Below are 21860 nucleotides of genomic sequence, written 5' to 3'. Positions count from 1 at the left end.
ACCGGCAGAAACTAAAGCTTCTACCGGTTTTTCAATTTATCCAGTGCCTCATCAGTATCAGCAACAAAAAAGATAGTCTTACCTTGATTGCTTTCATAAATAAAATCCTGCAATGGTTTGCTGGTGATTTCGCTGAAATCACCAACAATTGCTAACTGAAAATGATAATTAACAATTTTCTGCAAGATCTCACCAGCAATACCGCTGCTCAATACAAAAAATTGCTCAGCAAATGCTTCTTTATTCACCACAATGCAATCACAATTATCCTCATATCTAATGCTCATCATTATATCCAAAGCACTCTGGCTGTCATTGATAATCGGTTCCGTACTCTGCACTATTGCGCATCGCATATTATTTACTTCTTTCACACTTATTTGCACTTCGTGTTCTCCTTACTGTCATTGTTTTTTTATTTTAAGCTTTTTCTATACTTCTTCAATTTCTTCATCGCCCAATCGTAATGACTTGATGTAGATGAAACAAAGTAAGCGCCTAGAGTTGTGGTTTTAGTCCAACCATATTGTTTACGCGCAAATAATTCTTCATTCGTATGCTTTTCAATCATCTTCAACATTTTCTTGTGACTTGTTGCCAGTAATTTTTTAATTTCCGGCAATGATGTGTCTTGATATTTCTGCCAAATAACTTGATTCAACTCGGGTGTCGTTTTCCAAGTGTAGCCTGGTGCCGGCGTAACCGGTGTTCTGCCAGCCATGCCATCAGTATACCAAATCTCCATCATGAGCTGCCACTCATATAAGTGCGCCAGTACATCGCGAACATTGCGGTCACGATCCTCAAACGGAAACGTTCCCTCTTGCTCCTCTGCCGAAAAACTTTCTACCAAATCCATCAGTGCTGCATAATTTTCCTCTGCCATCCGTAATAAATCAGTTTTAGTTGTAGGTCTAGCCATAATACATCCTCCTAAAAATAATTTTTATAGAGTCCATTAACTCTGGTGCTAATTCGCTCAACCAAAGCTTGAGGACTTTCGACTTTTGCCATTTCACCGAGCCCAAGAATAAAAGTTTCCAACCAATGATTATCTTCCATAATAATCTTTAATCGCAACCAGTCTTCACCCTCTTCAAGCACATCAACATGTTGCCATGCATCAAAAATGTGCAAAACTGAGCGGTCTATGCGTAAAACAAATTCAATGAGCTGATCACTTTGCCAATAAAAATCCTGTTGATAGTTTTCAGCATCTGGGACAAAACGTTCCTTTAGCTCAACATCCTTTATTCTTTCGAGTAAGAAGAACTTAGCGATGGTATCATCCACGGCGTGGAGATACCATCGTCCAGATTTGAAAAGTAATTGATATGGTTCAACATGGCGGTGCTTTTTATCACCATTATGTTTTGTATAAGTGAAAGCAATTTTATGATGACTTTGAATCGCTTCCTGGATGAGCATAAAGCGGGCATCATCGGTTTTTATCCCCTGCCAATCACTAAAATCAACCACCACCTGCCGAGCATGATGTTCAATCTGACGCAACTCATCCTCATCAAAAAGCAATTGTAATTTACTGACAAGTTCATTTTTATTATTGTCGTTTTGAATATTCAACCGATACAAAGAGAGCAGAACATATTTAAAATCCAATGATGAAAAAAGCTGTTTATCTAAATAGTAACTATCAACAATACTGATACCACCATTATACCCCGGAGTTGAAATAATCGGCACCCCGGCATAATCAAGTGCCTCTAAATCACGATAAATCGTGCGTGGCGAGACTTCCAGAAAGTCAGCCAAAGCCTGAATGGTAATTTTTCTTTTACTCACCAGCAATAACACGATTGCCATCATTCGATTAAAACGCATAATCTACTCCCTCTGTTGAATCAAATACCTCTAAGTTTATTTTATTCCAATATAAATCTCGATAAGCACCTTTTCCATATCACCACTAAAATGATATTTCTCAAAATCACTAACACAAACCCGGTCTAATTCCGTCGCCCAAATCTCTTGCCACAACTGTGCTGGCGCAACCATCGGATTACCAACCATAGTAAATTTAGCATACTTGCCGGCAACGATTGTCACCTCAGTAAATTCATCAGTAATTGTTGCATCAGGAGCAACTTCCAGCCCTGCCAACAAATCATATTCCAAGCTTGCCGGCTCATGATAGTCACCAGCAAAATCAAAATATACACCATATCTTTCTGCATCCATTGTACCATGAATCTTCGGTCCAAAGTCAGCAAATTCATACCATAAGTTGCCAATCTGTGCCATTGACTCAGGATTATTGTTTGCCGCCCGCACTTTTTTTCCGGCAATCCGCATTTCTTTTACTTCTATAATTTCATAACTCATTGTTATAACCACCTTTCCTCTACAGTATAGCAACAAGTTTTGACAACTGTCTGTCAGGTTAATAAAAAAAAGTAATGGCCGAATCTTATAGATTCGGCCATTACCAAATTACTCTAGAATGAAATTGATCGCAAAACAATAGCTAAGACATACAAAATAATCAAATGCGCCGGATAAAATATATAGAAGAAATACTTCATCTCGTGCTTGCCAAGCTCACCATTATATAGAAAGATTGGAATCAAAGCTAACAATGAAAACCATTGAATGTTAGCATTAATAGTAAAGAATTGCGCCAGTGCCTGACTGGGAATAAAGCTGCCAAACAATAAGCTCAACGAGAGTAAAAGGTTAAGCACTACCATGGCAATCGCCATTTTCGGCTTACTGTCGCGGAAAATGTAGAAAGCTACAATCATGAAAATACCATATGCACCATAGTCGATTGGCATCACATCGGCTAGAATACCACCAAAGAAGATAACCGCTAAAGCCATAATCTTATTCGGAATTAAGTCATAGAACCAAATAGCCGCCAAACCAAATGACAAGGTAATAAAGATATTAAAGGTACTGGTTGGTAATGTCGTCCGGGTAATCCAGGTAAACAAAATCAAGAGCAGCTGCATACCCATGCCAAAACCAAGCATCCGCAGCATATATTGTTTAATATCACGAGTGTGAACATATCCTTGAGCAATACAGAAAGCAAAAATCGGGAACGAAAGCCGGCCGATGATTTGTAACCATATCGGTCCGTTAAAAACGACGCCAATATGGTCGATTAACATCGTAATCGCTGCTATCCATTTTAGTTGGACATGATTAATACTTATTTTCGATAAAGTTTTATTCATGTTCATTATTCTGTCGCCCTCCGCTCACTCATTTTTGCTGTTAACGCCGCCTTAACATGCGCCGGCACCAACTTCTTCACTTCGCCGCCGAAGTAAGCAACTTCCTTCACTAAGCTTGAACTCAAGAAAGAGAATTCAGCATTGGTCATTAAGAAAAAGGTTTCTACTTCATTGTCTAAAGTTTTATTAATCGCCGCCATTTGCAGCTCATACTCAAAGTCAGTAACTGCACGCAAGCCACGGATTAATACTTGAGCGCCAAAATGCTTAGCACAATTAACAACCAGACCTTCAAAACTGGCAACCTCAACATTGCTAAGGCCAGCAACTGAAGTACGAATTAAATCCATCCGCTCATCTAAGCTAAAAAAAGTTTTCTTTTGTGGATTTTCCAGCAACACCACATACACTTTATCAAAAATTGCTGCTGTTCTTTCCAAAATATCTAGATGACCATTCGTTATTGGGTCAAAACTTCCGGGATAAATTGCTATTCTCATACACTCGTCTCCATTTTCTTCAATATCTGAATGCGGGTTTCACCATATTGGCGATCATATTCACAAAGATATCCGTTCGGATTATCTTTATATTTCGTTTCACTGCCGGTTTCAAGCAAAATCAAGCCATCATCAGTCAGCAAATTATTATCCTTGATAATTGCCAGAATGGTATCAATCCAATCATTTTTATATGGCGGATCAATATATATCATCGCAAACTGCCGCTCATCTTTCGCCAGCCGCTTTAATGCACGCATCGCATCATTACGATAGATCTCCACTTGCTCTTGCATTTGCAAGCTTTCAGCATTCTTATACAGATTCTTAATTGCCAAAGGAAAATTATCAATCAAGACCGCATGTTCGATGCCACGGCTAATCCCTTCAAATGACAATGCCCCGCTGCCGGCAAATAGATCCAATGACATACCGCCATCAAAATATTGCCCTAGTGCATTAAAGATTGCTTCACGAACCTTATCGGTTGTCGGTCGAGTATTGTTCCCGCTTATTGTCTGTATTGGCCGCCCCTTATGGGAACCGGAAATAATCCGCAAAATAATCGCCCCTTATTTAGTATGGCAAGTACATGAACTGCCACAAGATTTTGCCTGCTCACTCGGAAAAAGCTGATTCATCATATCAGCAACTTCATCAAGAATTTTTTGTAATTCCCGAGCACATTTTTGGTACAACTTAAAATCGGAAAACCCGTCAATCCGGGTTTTATACGCAACCATCTGCTGCCGTAGATCCTTATTATCAGGATGATGACGGCCATATTTCATCACGTTCTCGGTATGCTGTTCCTGAACGCCATTATATAATGCCAGCAATTCCAAAAGTTCCGGCTCTTGCTGTACTTTTTTATCAAGTTCAATAAAAGTCTGATATACATCCAGCTTCTTTATCGCTGGTGCAATATGATCAACTGCTTGAAACAACTCATTTTCCTGCATCGTCTATGCCACCTCTACACCGGCTCTGCGGCCAACTGCGCCGCCCGTGCTTCCATTTCTTTTTCTCGTCTGGCCATCGCCTTAGCCTCTTTTTCCTGAGCTATCTTCGAACGAATAGCAATACTTTGCAGAATTGCTAGCGCTCCCATCATAACCAGCAATGCGGTACCGCCATAACTCACTAACGGTGCAGTTAATCCTTTCAATGGTAATACCCCGGTTATCCCGGCAGCATTCCAAAAGGCTTGCACAAAGAATAACGAAGTAATCCCAAAGGCAGTGAGCTTGCCAAACTTATCTTTACACTCGGTCGCAATTTTTACCCCGCGCCAAATAATCAAACAGAAGAAAGCAAAGACTAATATTAAACCAAGATAACCAAGTTCTTCACCAACATTTGCTAAAATAAAGTCAGTATGGATATCCGGTAAATACCCTTGTTTCTGTAATCCGGCACCTAAGCCATCACCGAAAAGACCACCAAATGCCAGCGCAATATAGGAATTCACCAGCTGATAGCCATTATCATTATAATCTTCAAACGGATTTACCCAGGCGGTAAATCGACCAACAACATAGTTACCACTGTCAATCGTTGCATGATCAAACATCAAGAACAATAAAAAGACCGCAAAAACCGCAATACAAACACCAATCAAGGAAACTGACAAACTAATCTTTCGATTAAACCCGGCGACCAAAGTAATAATACCGGACAAAAATAGCGTAATTATCATCGAACCATTATCAGATTGAATAAACATAATAATCATATACAACAATGTAAATCCAATCGGAATCATATACACATTCAAAAACATTTGCTTCGCGCGTTCTTGAATCGCCATCTTACGCTTAGCTAGCTTATTCAAATACTTTTCCTTGATTGCATAAGTAGCCGCCCAAACAAAAATAATCGCAATTTTTGCTAACTCCGCCGGCTGCAAATCAAACAAACCCAATGGAATCCAGCGCTGCGAACCCTTTTTGGCTTCAAATAAAAATGTAACCAGAAGTAACAATGTAACCAGAACTGCTATCAATATATAATGTTTTTTATATAACTTATAATTGATCCTAATAACAAGAAAGAAGCCAATAAAACCAACGATAACAAAGATCAATTGTCGTAAGAAGAAGTAGTCAGGCGACTCGCCATATAAATTCAATGCATTATACATACTGGCACTATATACCATAATTACCCCGAAAACGAGCAGAAAAGTCATTGCAAAAAACAACGGCCAATCCATTCGCCGAACTAAAGAAATTCTATTTTTTCTAGCCGCTTTAGGCTTCGCATTTTGTTTCATTGTTTGTTCCATTTTATGTCTCCCTTTTAATCTCTAATATTATAACATGCTTTATAAAAAAAGTAACTAGCGCATCCATAAAGATTGAGTGTTTTAGCTAAAAATGCTATACTAATTATTGAAAAAATCATTTGAGGTGAGACCATGTTATTGATGAAAGACATAATTGATGAATACAACCCCCACATCCGGGTCGTTTGTGATGAAGTTCCTTTTCCATTATCAGCAGAAAATAAAAAAGTCATTGATGACTTATTAGAATATATTGTTAACAGCAACGATGAAGAAATCGCTGAAAAATACGATTTGCGCGAGAGTGTCGGCATTGCCGCACCGCAAATCGACGTACCGTTGCGCATGTGCGCCGTGCATACTGAAGATGAAAACGGTAAAATGCACAGCTACCAATTCATTAACCCGCGAATTATCAGCCATTCCGAAGAACGCGCATACTTAAAAGGCGGCGAAGGTTGCCTTTCAGTCAACCGTGAAGTTGAAGGTGTTGTTCCGCGTTATGCACGGGTTACTATTGAATATACTGATGTTGATGGCAAGCAACAAACGGTGCGCCTGCGCAACTACGTAGCAATTGTTGCCCAACACGAACTTGACCATCTTGATGGTGTACTCTTCTTCGATCACATCCGCCAAGACCAACTGCATCATGTACCGGGAGCCAAAGAAATTGACCTCGGCGGTGCTATTGATACTGAATAAAAGAAAAAAGCGCGAGCCCACGACTCGCGCTTTTTATTGTTCTCTCAACCAATCAACAGCAAAATCAATTAATGGCTGCATCTTAATCGTCCTCACCAACGCCTCACCAAGCATTGATTTGTGCACATCATAATCAAGTTCAAAAGCTTCACCAAGAGCAGCAAAAGTATCCGTCTCTGCCAAATATTCATCGGTAAACACATACTTCGTCTCCGGAACGCTATCGTCTTCCAGCCCAAATGGATGCTCATATGATAATGGCATCGTTGGTGCCGGCACATTGATGGCAATTCCGGTTGGCTGTGTCGGGATTGCCCCGCTCAGCACCTCAGCATAATGCAATGCCGTACAAGTTTCATAATCAGTTCCCAGCATCACAATCTTCGCATCCAGCTTATACATCTTTGCCAGCGGCGAATTTTTACCGAACATCGGGAAAATTTCGCTTTGCATGCAAACCTGCTCTGCATTCGCGCCTTTGGCGAGAAAGCTGGTCGTCGGGTGCAGGCTGCGCTGCACCCCCGGCAGGCGGTGCAGGTAATTGGGCATCTGCCCCATTACCCGAATTGGTGAGTAGTAGCAAAAAGGCGGGAAGTTTTCCCGGACTGGCTGCCACCATTCTTCCGGCAGCGGCGGATTCATCCAATATTGCGGATCACCATTGTCGTAGCCGTTTTGGGCCGGAGTGATTAACGTTCCCGCTTCACCCAATACTTCTAAAAAGGCTTCAATGATAGTACGTTCAGCACCGACAACATAGCCAATTCCGCTTAATGAGCTATGCAATAGCACCGTATCGCCTTGCTCGATGCCAGCATCATGCAGTTGATGAATAACATCTGCTTTTGTTAGCATCACTTTTATATCTTTTTTCATTATTACTTTTCCCCTGTTCACGGTTTATTTTTTGTCCTTATTACGCATGAAAAACCCGATACCGACGGCAATCAAAATAAGTGGTGCTAATGTCAGCAACCCGACAACAGCATCATGAATTAACCCTTTCGATTTTGGTTCTGGTTCAATAACCATCAATTCGTGTTTTTCTGCTTCTTTCATAATTATTCTATAACTCCTAATGTTTGCAAGGCATATAAAATCCCATCGTCTTCAACATTTTTGGTTTGGAAGTCGGCTAGTTCAACGAGTTCCGGATGAGCAACCCCCATTGCTACTGCAAAACCAACTTTTTTAAACATTTCGCGGTCATTTAATTCATCACCAAACGCCATTGCATCTTTGGCATCAATGTTCATCTTTTTGAGTACTTGATCAATACCGTTTGCTTTGGAACCGAATGATGAGAATACGTCCATGCTGTAAGGATGCCAACGGACGAATTTTAAATCGGGAAATTCGTCCGTTGGAATGAGCTCCTCGAGCGGTTTATCGGAGAAAGTCCACATTTGGTAAACTGGATGTTTTCGGTAAAATTCCGCATCCACAATGGCATTATAATATATTGGATCTAGACATTCAATCACCCAGTCGCTTCGCTCTGAAACGGCGCAGGCCTCGCTGCCGGTAAACCCGTACCCAACACCATTATCGTTACACCAGGCAATGAATCGTTCAATTTCTTCAACTGGCAACGGGTTACTGTATAATACTTCACCATGGTGTTCAACATAGTTGCCGTTAATCATGACAAAAGTGTCAAAGTTCAATGCCCGTATTGCATCGATTACACCATATTTGGCACGACCGCTGGCAATGGCGATATCAATGCCTTTTTGTTGCAATTTTTCTAACGCAACCGCAACACTTGGTGGTAAATAATTGTCCATATTTTTCACGGTAAGCGTATCATCAATATCAAAAAAGACGATTTTTATGTTGTCTAACTTGTTCATTTCTGTACCTCCTGCTTTAGTACCATCATTATAGCATAAAAAGTCTTATTTTGCCTTTCAAAAGTTGAAATTGCTTACATCAATCTTTTTGGTGCTTTTATGTTGATTTTTTAGACATTTTGCCTAAAAGTATGTATAATAGGAAAAGAGTTATCAATCTTTTATTATTTATTCAAGTTCATTTTTTTAATCCGAACAAACAACTATATATTTGAAAGGAGCGTTTTATACTAAATGAAATTTATAAAACCAAATGAAACCGCGGTCTTTGCCCTTGGTGGTTTAGGCGAGGTCGGTAAAAACTGTTATGTTATTCAGCATGCTGATGAAATAATTGTCATTGATGCCGGAGTTATGTTTCCCGGCGATGACTTATTAGGAATTGATTATGTTATTCCTGATTTCCAATACTTAATTGATAACCAAGAAAAAATAAAAGCTTTAATTATAACTCATGGTCACGAAGACCATATCGGAGGAATCCCTTTCCTTCTTAAGCAAGTGAACATCCCTGTTATTTACAGTGGTCACTTAGCTACCGGATTAATTCAAAATAAACTTGAAGAACACAAATTATTGAAGAAGACGAAAATAATTGAGATTACTGAAAAAGATGTCCTTCCATTTGAACACTTGAAGGTTTCTTTCTACGAAACAACTCACAGTATTCCTGATGCTTATGGTGTTGAAATCGAAACACCTAATGGACGCATCGTTGAAACCGGCGACTTTAAATTTGACTTTACGCCAATCGGTCGGCCGGCAAACATTTCTAAAATGGCACATTTGGGTGCCAAAGGGGTTACTTTACTTTTATCAGATAGTACCAATAGTGAGGTTCCCGGATTTACTATCAGTGAAAAAGCTGTTGGTAAAGGGATCTTTGAATACTTCCGTAAAGCGGAAGGCCGGGTTATTGTAGCAACCTTTGCCTCGAATACTTACCGGGTACAACAAATTGTTGAAGCATCTGTGAAGATGGGACGTAAGATTGCTGTCTTTGGCCGCAGTATGGAAAATGCTATTAAAATCGGTCAGCGGCTTGGCTATGTTCATGCCCCCGAGGGAACTTTCGTATCTGAAAAAGAAATCAATCGTTTGCCAAAGAATGAAGTTACTATTCTTTCAACCGGTTCACAAGGTGAAGCATTAGCTGCGCTTTCACGGATTGCTAACGGAACTCATAAACAAGTTTCAATCATTCCTGGTGATACAGTTATCTTCTCTTCATCACCTATTCCAGGTAATGGGCACAGCGTTAATAAAGTTATCAACTTATTATATCGTGCCGGTGCAACCGTAATCCATGGTAAAGAAAACAATATCCATACTTCAGGTCATGCGACTCAAGATGAGCAAAAATTAATGTTACGGTTAATGAAACCAAAATATTTCATGCCAGTTCATGGTGAATACCGCATGCAGAAGTTACATATGAAAACAGCAATTGATTGTGGTGTTGCCAAAGAAAATTGCTTTATCTGCAAGAATGGTGATGTTATCGCCTTAAACAAAGGTAAAGTACGTCTTGCCGGAACTATTCAGGCAAACGATGTTTATGTTGACGGAACCAGCATTGGTGGTATTGGCCAAAGCGTTATCTATGAACGTAAGTTACTATCTGAATCTGGACTTATCAGCGTTGTCGTGCCATTAGATATGAAGGCCAAAAAATTAGCGTCGCGGATAAACATTACCTCTCGAGGATTTGTTTATGTGAATGACTCAGAAGCGTTAATTAAAGCTATGACTCACAAAGTCGTACAATTAACGAATCAATTCTTCAAAGCTGAACAACAAGATATCAATGCTTTGAAAAACCAAATCATTCGCGGACTCTCAAATGTTGCCCAAAAACAACTTGGCCGTGAACCAATGATTATTCCGATTATTATTCCGGTTGATAAAAAATAAAAAAAGCCTCGCTTTATGCGAGGCTTTTTCTTTAAGATTAAATTTCTGTTTTCACAATTGAATATTTTTGATATAATTCTTTTGGGGTAAATAGAAAGGAAGAATAGAATGGAAATTTTAGCTATACTAATCGTTAGTATCACGCTTATTGTATTAAGTTTACTTTTATACAAAAGCAGCAAAGAAAGAAAAAACATAGAAGAAAGAATTACCAAACACTATGAGAACGAGCTTAGTGCACAGCAATTGTTTTATCAGCAACAGCGAGAAGAATTTACAAATTATATGCGTAAAGTAAATACTAATCAGGCTGAATTGAAAGCGCACAAACGTTTATACACTGAGTATCATAACAATACTAATTATGATTATATTAAAGTACTTACCAACGTTTTAATTCCAAAAGATGATTATTTTCGACAAATTGACCATTTAATTATTTCTAACAATAAAATTATTGTTATTGAAAACAAAAATTGGCGAGGAACTAATCTAATCGGTGTACAGGAAAATACACAGCATTGGGGTATACTCGTTGATACGTTATGTAAAAACCACGATTTTAAGTTACCTGAAAAAAAGCATTCTTCAAAACTTGGTTATGTGTTCAATATTAAAAAGAATGAATATGCCAAACACGAAAGTATAAGTATTCAGACATACGACGATCCCTTTGAACAAGTTCGAACAACTTCAAAAGACTTGAAAGAACTTATTGAGCAGACCCTCAAAGAAAAAGTTCTAATACATAATATCGTTTACTTTTCCAATGAAAATGCTACAAATATTAATTATATCACTGAGCCTGTTGATAATTACACCTTAGTAGCTACCAGTGAAGAGGAATTATTGAAATTAATTAATACTTTATTAACTGATAAATCTCGAACATATTCAAGTGCTCTACTCGATTCAGTCAAGAAAGCTATTTTGTTGGGATAAAAAAAGCCTCGCTTTATGCGAGGCTTTTTTCGTCTTTTCTTCCATTATTTACGTTTCATAACAATCAGTACTGAAGCAGCTAATAACAGACCAGCACCAGCAAGTAACCATTCAATTTGGTTTACTCCGGTTTCCGGTAAAACGACTGAACCATTATTTTCGCTAGAATTATTGTCAGTCACATCAGGAGTTGTTAAGCCATTGTCGTTTATTAACTGCAAAGTAAGCGTTGGGTCATATTCCCGCTCAACTTTGGCGCTGTTAACAAAAAGATATGGCAGAACATCAATTGTTGTTCCGGTATAATCATCAGCAATTTTAAAGGTTTGCGTAACCGTATGCGTTTCACTCGGATTAACATCAATCCACGCGCCGTTTTTGAACAGCGGCAAATCAAAGTTATTGGCATCGCCATACCAGCTCGTAGCATCAAAATCATGATTAATATAGGCACTTGTTTCTGGACGTTCTAAGATAAGACCTTCAGCATCAAAGCCTAGCCATAAACGATTGCGCATAGAACTGTTGTTCGTAATAGTAAAAGTAAGATCAATCAGTTCACCTGGTAATAAATCTTCATATTTATTTGCTGTTACAACAAGGTCCGATGTTTCATATTTAGGATAGCTGCCAACATTAACACCGGTACGATTAGTTAAGTCGGTTGTATACCAATCAATTTCACCGCTAAACAATTGATAATAATTGTTATTATAGGCAGCAGCGTCGACTACCGTATAATGGAATTCAATTGGACCATCAGCAATCATTTTATTCATTGGTGTAAAATAAATTTCATTACCACTGGCATCAACCGGCGTAAAGTGAATTCGGATTTGCCCTGGGAAAATACCATTGTTATAGGCTTCATTAAAGGCAAGAATTTCATCCCGACTGATAACAATCTCACTTTTACCATCACCGAGCATAAATGTTTCCTGTTTAATATGATTGTATCCACTAGCCAAAGCACCGACTGTAATTGTTACACCACGCGCCTGTCCGCCAATTTCTCCCTCTACTCTCGGAATTACAATACTTTGAATTTCAGCTGTCTTATCCCAATACTCAGTAAAGTGATTATAGCCAATATCAGTCAGTCCTACACTGCTGCTTTGATATGATAAACCATCTAAGTAGTAAATCATCTTCTCGCCAATCCGGGCAGTGTCTTTTGATGTATAAACTTTAGGTGTAATAACTTCCGGTAAAGTTGCATCTGCATCAAGTGCCCGAGCATTCATTTCATTCTCCATACTCGCTATATTATTATCACTTGATATTGTTTGTTCGTTTGTAGTTGTGGTTTGAACATTATTATCAGTTGTTGCGAAAACTGCTAATTGTAAGCTTCCCACAGTCAATCCAATCAACATAATTGCTGCTAAAAATTTGTGAAAATAATTTTTCATTATTTTCCCCCCCATAAAATTATCAAGCCTCATTATAACAATATAAACTGAGGAAGTCTATGTATACATTATGTTAAAAAAACGCCTGTCATTCCGCAATTTTCGACTTTTAATTTTTCTGTCTATGTTACAATAAACCTAATACATTATAGGAGTGATACAATGGTAAATATTTATCTCGCAAGTCCATTTTTCAGCGAGGAACAAATTGCCCGGGTTGAACGGGTGGAACAGGCACTCGATGCTAATGAAACCGTTGATGGCTATTTTTCACCACGCCTCGCTGATCCGGATGATTTAGAGTATGGCAGTCTGCCTTGGCGCGATTTTATTTTTAATAACGACATTTCTCACCTTGATGATGCTGATGTTGTCGTTGCAGTTGTTGACTATCTGGAAGACCATGTTGATAGCGGCACTGCTTATGAAATTGGTTATGCCCACGCTGCAAAAAAACCAATCATTATCATTCAGGAAAAAGAACCTAAACTAAACTTGATGATTTCTGAAAGTTTGACTCACTACTTCACTGATGTGGCTGAGCTGGCCGAATATGATTTTACTAAGCTCGAAACCAATACCTATATTGGCGACGTATTTTAGAAGAAAAAAGCGATGAGCCCGCGGCTCATCGCTTTTTATTTTTATATTTCTCCTCGCGCTCATGCGCGCAAAATTCAGTAATTTCTTCAATTAATTGCTTCGGTAGTGGCTCCGTGTAAGGAATCTGAATGGCTCCTTTAGTTGTCTTATAAACTGATAATTTTTCAGCAAAAGCAACTATTGCCGCCGCACCGGGATAAATACCCAAATGAGCCTTGTTGGCAGCAAAATGAATAACATTCCCGCCAAACAATTCAAAGGTTGGCATATCATAACTAATCTTCTCTTGCGCCTCAGGAATAGTATCATGAATAATCTTCCGCACCTCACGCAGCACTGCTTGCTGCTCCGGCGGACAATTTTCAATATATTGATCAACAGATTTAAATTCAGTTTTCATCATATCTTCTCCTTTATCCAATCATACCATATTCATATTTCCTGCTCTACTGCAACGCATAAACTTATTTCAATTTACGCTTATACACCCACATTGCTAATCCATATATTACAACTAATAATCCAGCGCACCACGCCAGAGCTAACCAAATCATATACATATCAGGCTGATTAGCTAACAAACTGCGCACTGCATTGACAATAATCGTCATTGGCTGATTATCAGCAAAAACCTGCAACACATAAGGCATTGACGCGGTTGGAACAAAAGCTGAACTAATAAATGGCAAGAAAATCAGTGGATATGAAAATGCTGCAGCACCCTCTGCTGTTTTTGCAAGCAATCCGGAAATAACTGCCAGCCAAGTCATCGCTAAAGTAAATAATAATAACAACCCGCCGGCAGTCATCCACTCTAAAATACCGGCTGAACTGCGAAATCCAATAATCAATGCAATCACAATAATGACTGCCACGGAAATAAAACATGAAACCACTGAGGTAATAACATGACCCCAAAGTACGGTTGAACGCGCTATTGGCATTGAGAAAAATCTTTCAAAAATCCCTTTAGTTACGTCACTGTTCAAACGAACAGCGGCGTAACTCACACCACTTGCAATTGCCATCAGTAATATCCCCGGTAGCATATAATTGACATAACTTTCAGTCGTACCGGTGTTTATTGCCCCACCAAATACATATACAAATAACAACATCATCATGACTGGCATTGCAATAACGGTAATAATTGTATCCATACTGCGGAAGGTGTGGTGCATAGAGCGCCCAACCATTACCCTCATATCGCTGATATATCTACTGACTTTACTCATAACTACTCACCCCATCACTATTTTTCTTATTAACAATAGTTAAGAATACATCTTCTAAACTAGGCAATTTTTGCGCATACTCGGTCACATCAAGATTCTCGCGATCAAGCACACCTAAAACCGCAGCCATCTGTTTTACTGAACCATCAGTAATAATATTTACCTGTAACGTTTCATCCTCCGTTGTCGGATAAAACTCTGCTAACAACTCTATAGCTACCTGCTTATCATGTAAACTGCCAAAAGTAAGCTCTACACGACCATGCGGCAACATACTTTTCAACTCTGTTGCCGTTCCCTGAACAACAATCTTACCACCATCCAAAATCGCAATATAGTCTGCCAATTGCTCGGCTTCCTCCAAATATTGTGTCGTCAAAAAGATTGTTGTTCCTGCCGCCGCCAAACCACGGATAATATCCCACAGCGCCAATCGGCTCTGTGGATCCAATCCCGTCGTCGGCTCATCCAAAAACAAAATCTGCGGTTCACCAATCAAACTCATAGCCAAATCCAGCCGCCGGCGCATCCCGCCGGAATAATCACCTGCTGAGCGATTGGCAGCATCAACTAAATCAAATTGTTGCAGCAATGTATCTGCTTTCTGATTTACATTTTGCAGATGTCGCAACCGACCAATCATGCGCAAATTTTCACGACCAGTCAGCATATCATCAATAGCCGCAAACTGTCCTGTTAAACTTATAAGCTCGCGCACCTGCTCTGGCTGCTTAACAACATCAAACCCGCCAACCGTGACAGTGCCACTGTCTGCTTGCAATAATGTTGTCAAAATTTTAATTGCCGTTGTTTTCCCGGCACCATTAGAGCCCAACAAGGTAAATATCTGCCCGCTGCGAACCGAGAATGAAACACCATCAAGAACTTGCTCTTTAGCAAATGCTTTTCTTAATTCATGTACTTCTATTTTTGCTTTTTTTGTGCCCATTATCCTCACCACCTAAATAACAGTTATCCCATCAATATTTGCGCCCGTGCTTTTTAAAGACAAGTAAGATAACTGATCCATTTTAGCACCGGTAAAATCTGCTTTTTCAATACTTTTACGTTTAATCAAACGGAATGAAACGCCACGTAAAGTTGCATTACGGAAGGAGCTATCCGCAAGATGTGATTTATCAAACTTCACAGCCACAAGTTCCAAACCTTCAAAGTTAGTGTCACGCAAATCGCTGCTGGTCATCTCAGTACCTACTAAAACACAAGCCTTGAATGATGCTCCGCGAATATCTGCCTTATTTAATTTTGTATCGGTTAAATCTGCGCCGGTAAATATCACATCGCGCAAATCTGAATAACTTAACTCAGCACCATTTAAACGAGCATTACTGAAATTCACATCTGCCAATCCGGTAGTTTTAAAGTTAGCACCGGTGGCATTTGCATGTTCAAAATTAGCGCTGCGCAAATCGCTGGCTTTAAAGTTGCTTTCACTCACATTGGCATTGCGGAAATTCGCATCAGTTAATACTGTAACACCAAAATTTACGTGTGACGCATTAGCATTTTCAAAACTAGCATCATGCATATCACTGGCCTTAAAACTACTGCCAGCGACATCAGCATTAGCGAAATTAGCACCCTTAATAATTGAGGCTTTGAAATTTCCCTCTACCTCAACATTTTTAAAATCTGTTCCTGCCAGATTTGACGCTGACAAGTTCATCAAAATTTTACGTCTTGCAGAACCTGATTGCATCTCTAACTCACCAAGCATCTCCTCAAGTTCACCAATAGAATCAATAGTTTTCTCAAAAACCTCTTCTTCATTCAATCCCTGAGCCTTTAAATCCTCAGCATACTCACTTAAATTTGCCAATAACTCAGCTTTTAATTCATTTGATGCTGAATCAGTATATTCAGCAAATAGTTCATCTAAATGTTTATTAATTTTATCATTCATAGTGGTTCCTCTCCAATCACAATAATGTATCTAACAATTTTTTTGCATACTGCCAATTTTCAATATTATTGGCATATGTTTCACGACCTAAATCACTAATCTTATAATATTTTCTGCGGCCGCCCTTGGTTTCATCGCCCCAATACCAAGTAATGCAGCCCTCATTTTCCAGACGCTTCATACTGGCATATAATGTTGCTTCCTTCAATTCATACTCACCACCAGAATCCTGATGAATCTGCTTTATCAACTCATAACCATAATGGTCGCCATCAAGTAAAAGCCGTAAAATCATTGTATCAGTATGACCTCTGAGCAAATCCGAAGACATCTTATTTTTCTCCATGTTATCGCCTCCACGACTACACTATACATCAAAGTACTATATCTGTCAATGTACTTGACTCATTTTTGTAAAAAAACTAAAAAAACTAAAAAAGCTGCCGGCGCGGGGCGCCGACAGCTTTCATATTTCTCACTATTCAATTTCAATTTTTGCCTTTTCATTCACTCTGGTATCTTTAGGCACAGTAATTGTCAGAACACCATTATCAAGCTTTGCAGTAATACCTTCATCCATGCTTTTTGGCAAATGAATAACTCGTTGAACACTGCTATAAGAACGCTCACGACGAATATATTTAGCAGCTTCGTCTTTTTCTTCATGTTCTTGTTTATGTTCAACTTTAATAGTCAAATTATGATTGTTCATCTCAACATGAATATCATCCTTATCATTACCAGGCACATCTGCTTCAACTACAAAATTATCATCATGTTCTTGCACATCAACCTTCATTGCCTTAGAACCATTATCAATAGAAAAATCGTCAGTAAAGAAACGATTCATCATGTCATAAAATTCTTCTCGATTTGGTTTAGTAATATCAAATTTAGCCATAATCCATCACTCCTTCAATATAATTGTGGGTTCTTAGACCCTACTTATATTATACCGCGAAATGCTGTTTTTGGCATAAATGATACATATAAAACTGACTTCAGGAAACCTTGTTAAAGCGGTAGACCGAAACGTTCGGCAATTGCCTTTAAGCCTTCTTCAATCTCCTCACGACTGTAATTGTGTGCCGCCAAATACTGATCATCAAACCCATTTAACTTACCATAAAAATCTAACGCTAATTCAAAATAGCGCAGGTTTCCGCCATCAAGCTCTTTGAACAAAGTATCCTCAGCCTCATTAATTTTACCCTCAGCAAGTAAGGCTTCTAATTGTTTGTAGAGTAAATCGCTCTGCCCATACGCCTCTTGGCTTGGCAAATCATAAGTTGTACTATCTTTATTGAATAATAATTTAGCCAATAAGCTGCTCAGCGACTCAATTTGGCGTATTATATAATCTTGTTTGAACATCATTTCACCCGTTATTCTCAAATATGTTCCTATTATACGCCGAAGCTATGCTAAAAACAATTAAAAAGCCGCAACAAATTTAGTTGCGGCTTTTCACTAACTGCTTATCTTAGTTTCTAGGAAAATGTCGTTATAATAACTGGTATATTTCACACCAAGATATTGATACACTTCCAAAGTTTCAATCGTTGCTTCACTTGGATAAAAACGCTCATCCTCACGCACTTCCGGATCTAAGAAATCCAATGCCTTTTCATTCGGTGTTGAATAGCCAACATACTCAGCATTAGCAGCAGCATTTTCCGGTTCAAGCATAAAATTAATAAACTGATGTGCCTCCGTCTTATTTCGGGCACTGGCAGGAATAACCATATTATCATACCAAATATTACTGCCCTCTTCGGGAATCACATAATCAAGATTCTCGTTCTCCTCCATAGCCATTGCCGCCGTTCCCGACCAAACTAATGACAACGGCGCCTCATTCTGAACCATCAACATCTTGATTTCATCACCTAAAAACGCCTTCACATTTGGTTTGAGCGCCATCAACTGCGCCTGAGCCTGCGCCAACTCACCTTCATCGGTGGTATTCTGCGAATACCCCATGCTCGCGAGTGCCAACCCGACAACCTCGCGAGCACTATCAGAAAGTAAAATATCATTACGATATTTCACATCCCACAATTGTGACCAGCTGGTAATCTCCTCATCAACCATCGTTGTATTGTACAAAATTCCAACCGTTCCCCAGAAGTACGGCACCGAATAAGCATTCTGCGGATCAAACTCCTTATGCAACAAACTCGGATCAAGATTAACCGCATTCGGCAGCTGGTCATAATCCAGCTCAGCCAGCAAATTTTTCTCCTTCATAATTGAAATTGTATAGTCGGAAGGAACAACCAAATCAAAATTGCTGCCACCTTGTTCAATCTTGGCGAGCATCGCCTCGTTTGAATCAAAAGTTTCGTAGATAACCTTTACTCCCGTTTCAGCTTCAAACTTAGTAATCAAATCAGGATCAATATAATCACCCCAGTTTAAAAATGAGAGCGTCTTACCGCCGTCTGTCTCATCATTAACTAAAGTTGGCGGAATAAAATATGCACCCAGCACAACTGCAATTACCAACACTAAACCGGCTAAGCCGTATAACATCTTTCTAGGCATGACGACGCTCCTCCTTCCGCTTTAATTTCTGTTGCTGATACGAATACTGAACCAACACTCCAACAAAAACAATCACAAAAATAACTGTTGAAATTGCATTGATTTTCAATGAAATACCCATCCGAGCCATTGAATATACTTCGATTGACAACGTACTAAAACCATTTCCGGTAACGAAAAAAGTAACCGCAAAATCATCTAAAGAATAAGTGAGCGCTGTGAAAAACCCGGCAAACACACCACCCATAATCTGTGGTAAGATTACTGCCCGCAATGCATAGAACCGACTAGCACCTAAATCATAAGCTGCATCAATCAAATTTGTATTCATCTCGTTTAGCTTTGGTAATACCATTAACACCACCAAAGGAATACTAAAGGCAATATGAGCAATCAGCACCGAAATGAAGCCTAAACTCATTCCAGCCATAGTAAAGAGCATCAAAAATGATGCACCGATAATAACATCCGGGCTGGTTATCAAAATATTATTAACCGCCAGCATCCCCTCACGGGCACGCTTCTGCCGCATATTATACAAGCCGATTGCAGCAATAACACCAATAACTGTGGCAATCAATGCAGAAAGCAGACCAATAACAACGGTATTCAAGACCGCCTGCAATAAACGTTCATCTTTGAAAAGTTCAACGAACCATTGCAAACTAAAACCAGTAAATCCATTCATAGTATCAGTACTATTAAATGAATAGACAATCAAATAAATGATTGGCATATATAAAATCGCAAATAAAATCAGCAAATATATATTTCCGCCCCATTTTTTCTTTTTCATCTAGCGGCCTCCTTTCGTCTTCAGCAAGCGATTCAATAAGAACATCAGCAAGAACATCATAATAATCAGTACCACTGCAATTGCCGAACCAACACCGTAGTTTTGTGCTACTAAAAAGTTCTGCTCGATTGCTGTTCCTAAAGTAATAATTTTATTCCCGCCAATTAAACGTGTTAAGAAGAATAATGACAAAGCCGGAATAAAAACAACTTGAATGCCTGACTTGATCCCTTCTTTAGTCAGCGGTACGATAACACGCCAAAACGTTCTTAGGCGCCCTGCGCCTAAGTCTGATGCCGCATCAAACAATGACGGGCTGATTTTTTCAATCGAATTAAAAATCGGCATAATCATAAATGGAATGAACAAATAAACCGATACAATCAAAAATCCCAAATCGGTAAATAAAAACTGAAACGGCCCGGCACCAACAAGTCCCAACAAACCATTCAGCAATCCCTCGCGGGCAAAAATACCAATAAACGCATAAATCTTCAAAAGCAAATTCATCCACATCGGCAATAAAATCAAAGACAACCACAAGCGCTTATGCTTGGTTCGCATCAAAAAATAAGCCGCCGGATAGCCAATCACAACGCAAAATAACGTGATTAAAAATGCATATTTAAATGAATTAAACATCAATAACAGATAAACCGGGGTGAAAATTTTGGTGTAGTTTTCCAAGGAAAACACACCATCGAGGTTATAAAATGACTTACTAAGTATCAATAACATCGGCAAGATAATAAATACCCCCAGAAATATCACATAAGGAAAAATAAAATAATTTCTTTGCTTCATTTATATTCCCCCTACTCATCATACTCAGCAAGACGTTTATCGAACTCTTCTTCAGTCTCACCAATACGCATAATATGAATATCTTCAGGAGTAAAGTCTAGACCAATCCGATCGCCAACTTTTACCCGCTTAGTACTGTGCACCAACCAGTCATTGCCATCGGCATCACGACAAACCAACTCATAATGAACACCACGGAACAAAACCGACTGCACAATTACCGTGAACTTTACATCTTCACGCTTTGTAACAACCTCTAAATCTTCCGGCCGAATGACCAGCTCAACCGCCTCATCCTTATTCAAGCCCTGGTCAACGCACTCAAAACGCTTGCCAACAAATTCAATTTCAAAATCAGCACGCATAATTCCAGGTAAAATATTTGCCTCACCAATAAAATCAGCAACATACCGATTCACCGGCTCATCATAAATATCAATCGGGCTTCCCGATTGTTCAATTTCGCCGGCATTCAAAACAAAAATCTCATCGGACATTGCCAATGCCTCTTCTTGATCATGGGTAACAAAAACAAAAGTTAAACCCAATTGCTTCTGTAAATTTCGTAACTCAACCTGCATATCAGTCCGTAATTTCAAATCCAGTGCTGATAATGGCTCATCAAGTAAAATCACATCTGGCTCATTAACAATCGCCCGTGCAATAGCTACCCGTTGCTTTTGCCCACCAGACATTTCATCAATCGCACGATGAATAAAATTCGATAAGTTTACGAGTTGCAGCGCACGATTCACCCGCTCCTGTATTTCTTTTTCCGGAACCTTTTTAATTCGCAGCCCGAATGCAACATTTTCAAAGACATTCAAATGAGGAAATAAAGCATAATCCTGAAACACGGTATTAACCGGTCGTTTATTAGCAGCAATATCATTCACCCGTTTGCCATCAATATAGATATCACCCTCAGTTGCAGACTCGAATCCAGCAATCAAACGCAAAATTGTTGTCTTCCCACAACCCGATGGTCCTAACAATGTATAAAACTTTCCGCGTTCCAGCTCAAAACTAATATTTGCTAAAACGCGTTCTCCATCGAACTCTTTACTAACATTTTCAAATGCAATAATTGTGTTTTGTTCCATATAATCACCTCTAAAACTTTTTCCTATTATTTACT

Annotated in this window: 28 protein-coding genes; 4 read left to right on the top strand and 24 right to left on the bottom strand. The window is 39.1% G+C overall.

Annotation, left to right across the window (positions count from 1 at the left end; all coding sequences use genetic code 11):
- Positions 1–20: 20 nt before the first annotated feature.
- The 9 genes from FEZ08_RS09175 to FEZ08_RS09135 all read right to left on the bottom strand — a co-directional run bounded on the left by FEZ08_RS09175 (position 21) and on the right by FEZ08_RS09135 (position 5987).
- Positions 21–386: a DUF4180 domain-containing protein gene (locus tag FEZ08_RS09175; protein WP_138191615.1), complete on the bottom strand. Its 366-nt coding sequence runs from the start codon at positions 384–386 to the stop codon at positions 21–23.
- A gap of 29 nt (positions 387–415) precedes the next feature.
- A complete protein-coding gene (locus tag FEZ08_RS09170) occupies positions 416–922 on the bottom strand; it encodes a ClbS/DfsB family four-helix bundle protein (RefSeq protein WP_138191613.1) in 507 nt (168 codons plus the stop codon).
- An 11-nt stretch (positions 923–933) separates the two neighbouring features.
- Positions 934–1842, bottom strand: a complete 909-nt coding sequence (locus FEZ08_RS09165) for a helix-turn-helix transcriptional regulator (protein ID WP_138191611.1) — start codon at positions 1840–1842, stop codon at positions 934–936.
- 36 nt (positions 1843–1878) lie between these two features.
- Complete coding sequence (locus tag FEZ08_RS09160; RefSeq protein ID WP_138191609.1) at positions 1879–2343, bottom strand: GyrI-like domain-containing protein; 465 nt, start codon at positions 2341–2343, stop codon at positions 1879–1881.
- 113 nt (positions 2344–2456) lie between these two features.
- Positions 2457–3206, bottom strand: a complete 750-nt coding sequence (locus FEZ08_RS09155) for a TraX family protein (RefSeq protein WP_138191607.1) — start codon at positions 3204–3206, stop codon at positions 2457–2459.
- Entirely contained in the window at positions 3206–3700 is a 495-nt protein-coding gene (coaD, locus tag FEZ08_RS09150; protein WP_138191605.1) for a pantetheine-phosphate adenylyltransferase, read from the bottom strand. The genes FEZ08_RS09155 and coaD overlap by 1 nt, the downstream gene beginning before the upstream one ends.
- Positions 3697–4260: a 16S rRNA (guanine(966)-N(2))-methyltransferase RsmD gene (gene rsmD / locus FEZ08_RS09145; RefSeq protein WP_138191603.1), complete on the bottom strand. Its 564-nt coding sequence runs from the start codon at positions 4258–4260 to the stop codon at positions 3697–3699. Before rsmD ends, coaD begins: the two co-directional genes overlap by 4 nt.
- Positions 4261–4272: 12 nt before the next feature.
- A complete protein-coding gene (locus tag FEZ08_RS09140) occupies positions 4273–4662 on the bottom strand; it encodes a YlbF family regulator (RefSeq protein ID WP_138191601.1) in 390 nt (129 codons plus the stop codon).
- Between the two features lie 14 nt (positions 4663–4676).
- Positions 4677–5987: an FtsW/RodA/SpoVE family cell cycle protein gene (locus FEZ08_RS09135; protein WP_138191599.1), complete on the bottom strand. Its 1311-nt coding sequence runs from the start codon at positions 5985–5987 to the stop codon at positions 4677–4679.
- 132 nt (positions 5988–6119) lie between these two features.
- Here FEZ08_RS09135 and def point away from each other — a divergent pair, with 132 nt between their 5' ends.
- Complete coding sequence (gene def / locus FEZ08_RS09130) at positions 6120–6692, top strand: peptide deformylase (protein ID WP_138191597.1); 573 nt, start codon at positions 6120–6122, stop codon at positions 6690–6692.
- 33 nt (positions 6693–6725) lie between these two features.
- Here def and FEZ08_RS09125 read toward each other — a convergent pair whose 3' ends face one another.
- From FEZ08_RS09125 to FEZ08_RS09120, 3 genes are read right to left on the bottom strand one after another with little or no spacing between them, the layout of a single operon-like run.
- Complete coding sequence (locus tag FEZ08_RS09125) at positions 6726–7568, bottom strand: AAC(3) family N-acetyltransferase (RefSeq protein WP_138191595.1); 843 nt, start codon at positions 7566–7568, stop codon at positions 6726–6728.
- A 24-nt stretch (positions 7569–7592) separates the two neighbouring features.
- Entirely contained in the window at positions 7593–7751 is a 159-nt protein-coding gene (locus FEZ08_RS12205; protein WP_171015010.1) for a hypothetical protein, read from the bottom strand.
- A 2-nt stretch (positions 7752–7753) separates the two neighbouring features.
- Complete coding sequence (locus tag FEZ08_RS09120) at positions 7754–8545, bottom strand: Cof-type HAD-IIB family hydrolase (protein WP_138191593.1); 792 nt, start codon at positions 8543–8545, stop codon at positions 7754–7756.
- A 234-nt stretch (positions 8546–8779) separates the two neighbouring features.
- Between FEZ08_RS09120 and rnjA the strand changes: the two genes are divergently transcribed.
- Together rnjA and FEZ08_RS09110 are read left to right on the top strand one after the other, a co-directional pair.
- Positions 8780–10459, top strand: coding sequence for a ribonuclease J1 (gene rnjA / locus FEZ08_RS09115; protein WP_138191591.1), 1680 nt, complete (start codon positions 8780–8782; stop codon positions 10457–10459).
- Positions 10460–10567: 108 nt separating this feature from the next.
- Positions 10568–11401: a nuclease-related domain-containing protein gene (locus tag FEZ08_RS09110; protein WP_138191589.1), complete on the top strand. Its 834-nt coding sequence runs from the start codon at positions 10568–10570 to the stop codon at positions 11399–11401.
- A 44-nt stretch (positions 11402–11445) separates the two neighbouring features.
- Here the strand turns inward: FEZ08_RS09110 and FEZ08_RS09105 are convergent, their stop codons facing one another.
- Positions 11446–12813: an LPXTG cell wall anchor domain-containing protein gene (locus FEZ08_RS09105; RefSeq protein WP_171015009.1), complete on the bottom strand. Its 1368-nt coding sequence runs from the start codon at positions 12811–12813 to the stop codon at positions 11446–11448.
- Positions 12814–12975: 162 nt separating this feature from the next.
- On the opposite strand from FEZ08_RS09105, the gene FEZ08_RS09100 reads away from it, so the two are divergent.
- Complete coding sequence (locus tag FEZ08_RS09100) at positions 12976–13416, top strand: nucleoside 2-deoxyribosyltransferase (protein ID WP_138191585.1); 441 nt, start codon at positions 12976–12978, stop codon at positions 13414–13416.
- Positions 13417–13441: 25 nt separating this feature from the next.
- On the opposite strand, the gene FEZ08_RS09095 is transcribed toward FEZ08_RS09100, so the two are convergent.
- From FEZ08_RS09095 to FEZ08_RS09045, 11 genes are all read right to left on the bottom strand, one after another.
- Positions 13442–13819: an iron chaperone gene (locus FEZ08_RS09095; protein ID WP_138191583.1), complete on the bottom strand. Its 378-nt coding sequence runs from the start codon at positions 13817–13819 to the stop codon at positions 13442–13444.
- A gap of 61 nt (positions 13820–13880) precedes the next feature.
- Positions 13881–14651 carry an ABC transporter permease gene (locus FEZ08_RS09090; RefSeq protein ID WP_138191581.1) on the bottom strand — a complete coding sequence of 257 codons (771 nt, stop codon included), beginning with the start codon at positions 14649–14651 and terminating at the stop codon, positions 13881–13883.
- A complete protein-coding gene (locus FEZ08_RS09085; RefSeq protein ID WP_138191579.1) occupies positions 14644–15600 on the bottom strand; it encodes an ATP-binding cassette domain-containing protein in 957 nt (318 codons plus the stop codon). Before FEZ08_RS09085 ends, FEZ08_RS09090 begins: the two co-directional genes overlap by 8 nt.
- A gap of 12 nt (positions 15601–15612) precedes the next feature.
- Positions 15613–16575 (bottom strand): pentapeptide repeat-containing protein, encoded by a 963-nt coding sequence (locus tag FEZ08_RS09080; protein ID WP_138191577.1) that lies wholly within the window; start codon positions 16573–16575, stop codon positions 15613–15615.
- A gap of 16 nt (positions 16576–16591) precedes the next feature.
- The gene (locus FEZ08_RS09075) at positions 16592–16921 is read right to left on the bottom strand and encodes a PadR family transcriptional regulator (RefSeq protein ID WP_138191575.1); all 330 of its coding nucleotides are present in this window, start codon (positions 16919–16921) and stop codon (positions 16592–16594) included.
- 132 nt (positions 16922–17053) lie between these two features.
- Entirely contained in the window at positions 17054–17476 is a 423-nt protein-coding gene (locus FEZ08_RS09070; protein ID WP_138191573.1) for an Hsp20/alpha crystallin family protein, read from the bottom strand.
- Between the two features lie 113 nt (positions 17477–17589).
- Positions 17590–17952: a DUF6483 family protein gene (locus FEZ08_RS09065; protein ID WP_138191571.1), complete on the bottom strand. Its 363-nt coding sequence runs from the start codon at positions 17950–17952 to the stop codon at positions 17590–17592.
- A 93-nt stretch (positions 17953–18045) separates the two neighbouring features.
- Entirely contained in the window at positions 18046–19122 is a 1077-nt protein-coding gene (locus FEZ08_RS09060; RefSeq protein WP_242003484.1) for an ABC transporter substrate-binding protein, read from the bottom strand.
- Positions 19115–19918 carry an ABC transporter permease gene (locus FEZ08_RS09055; protein WP_138191569.1) on the bottom strand — a complete coding sequence of 268 codons (804 nt, stop codon included), beginning with the start codon at positions 19916–19918 and terminating at the stop codon, positions 19115–19117. The genes FEZ08_RS09060 and FEZ08_RS09055 overlap by 8 nt, the downstream gene beginning before the upstream one ends.
- Positions 19919–20722, bottom strand: coding sequence for an ABC transporter permease (locus tag FEZ08_RS09050; protein WP_138191567.1), 804 nt, complete (start codon positions 20720–20722; stop codon positions 19919–19921). It lies immediately after the preceding gene.
- 11 nt (positions 20723–20733) lie between these two features.
- Positions 20734–21825, bottom strand: coding sequence for an ABC transporter ATP-binding protein (locus FEZ08_RS09045; protein WP_138191565.1), 1092 nt, complete (start codon positions 21823–21825; stop codon positions 20734–20736).
- Positions 21826–21860: the final 35 nt, after the last annotated feature.

Origin of the sequence: Culicoidibacter larvae (genome assembly GCF_005771635.1) — a bacterium.
GTDB classification, from domain to species: domain Bacteria; phylum Bacillota_I; class Bacilli_A; order Culicoidibacterales; family Culicoidibacteraceae; genus Culicoidibacter; species Culicoidibacter larvae.
The sequence above is the reverse complement of the archived record's forward strand: the minus strand, read 5'-3'. Positions and strand labels throughout refer to the sequence as shown.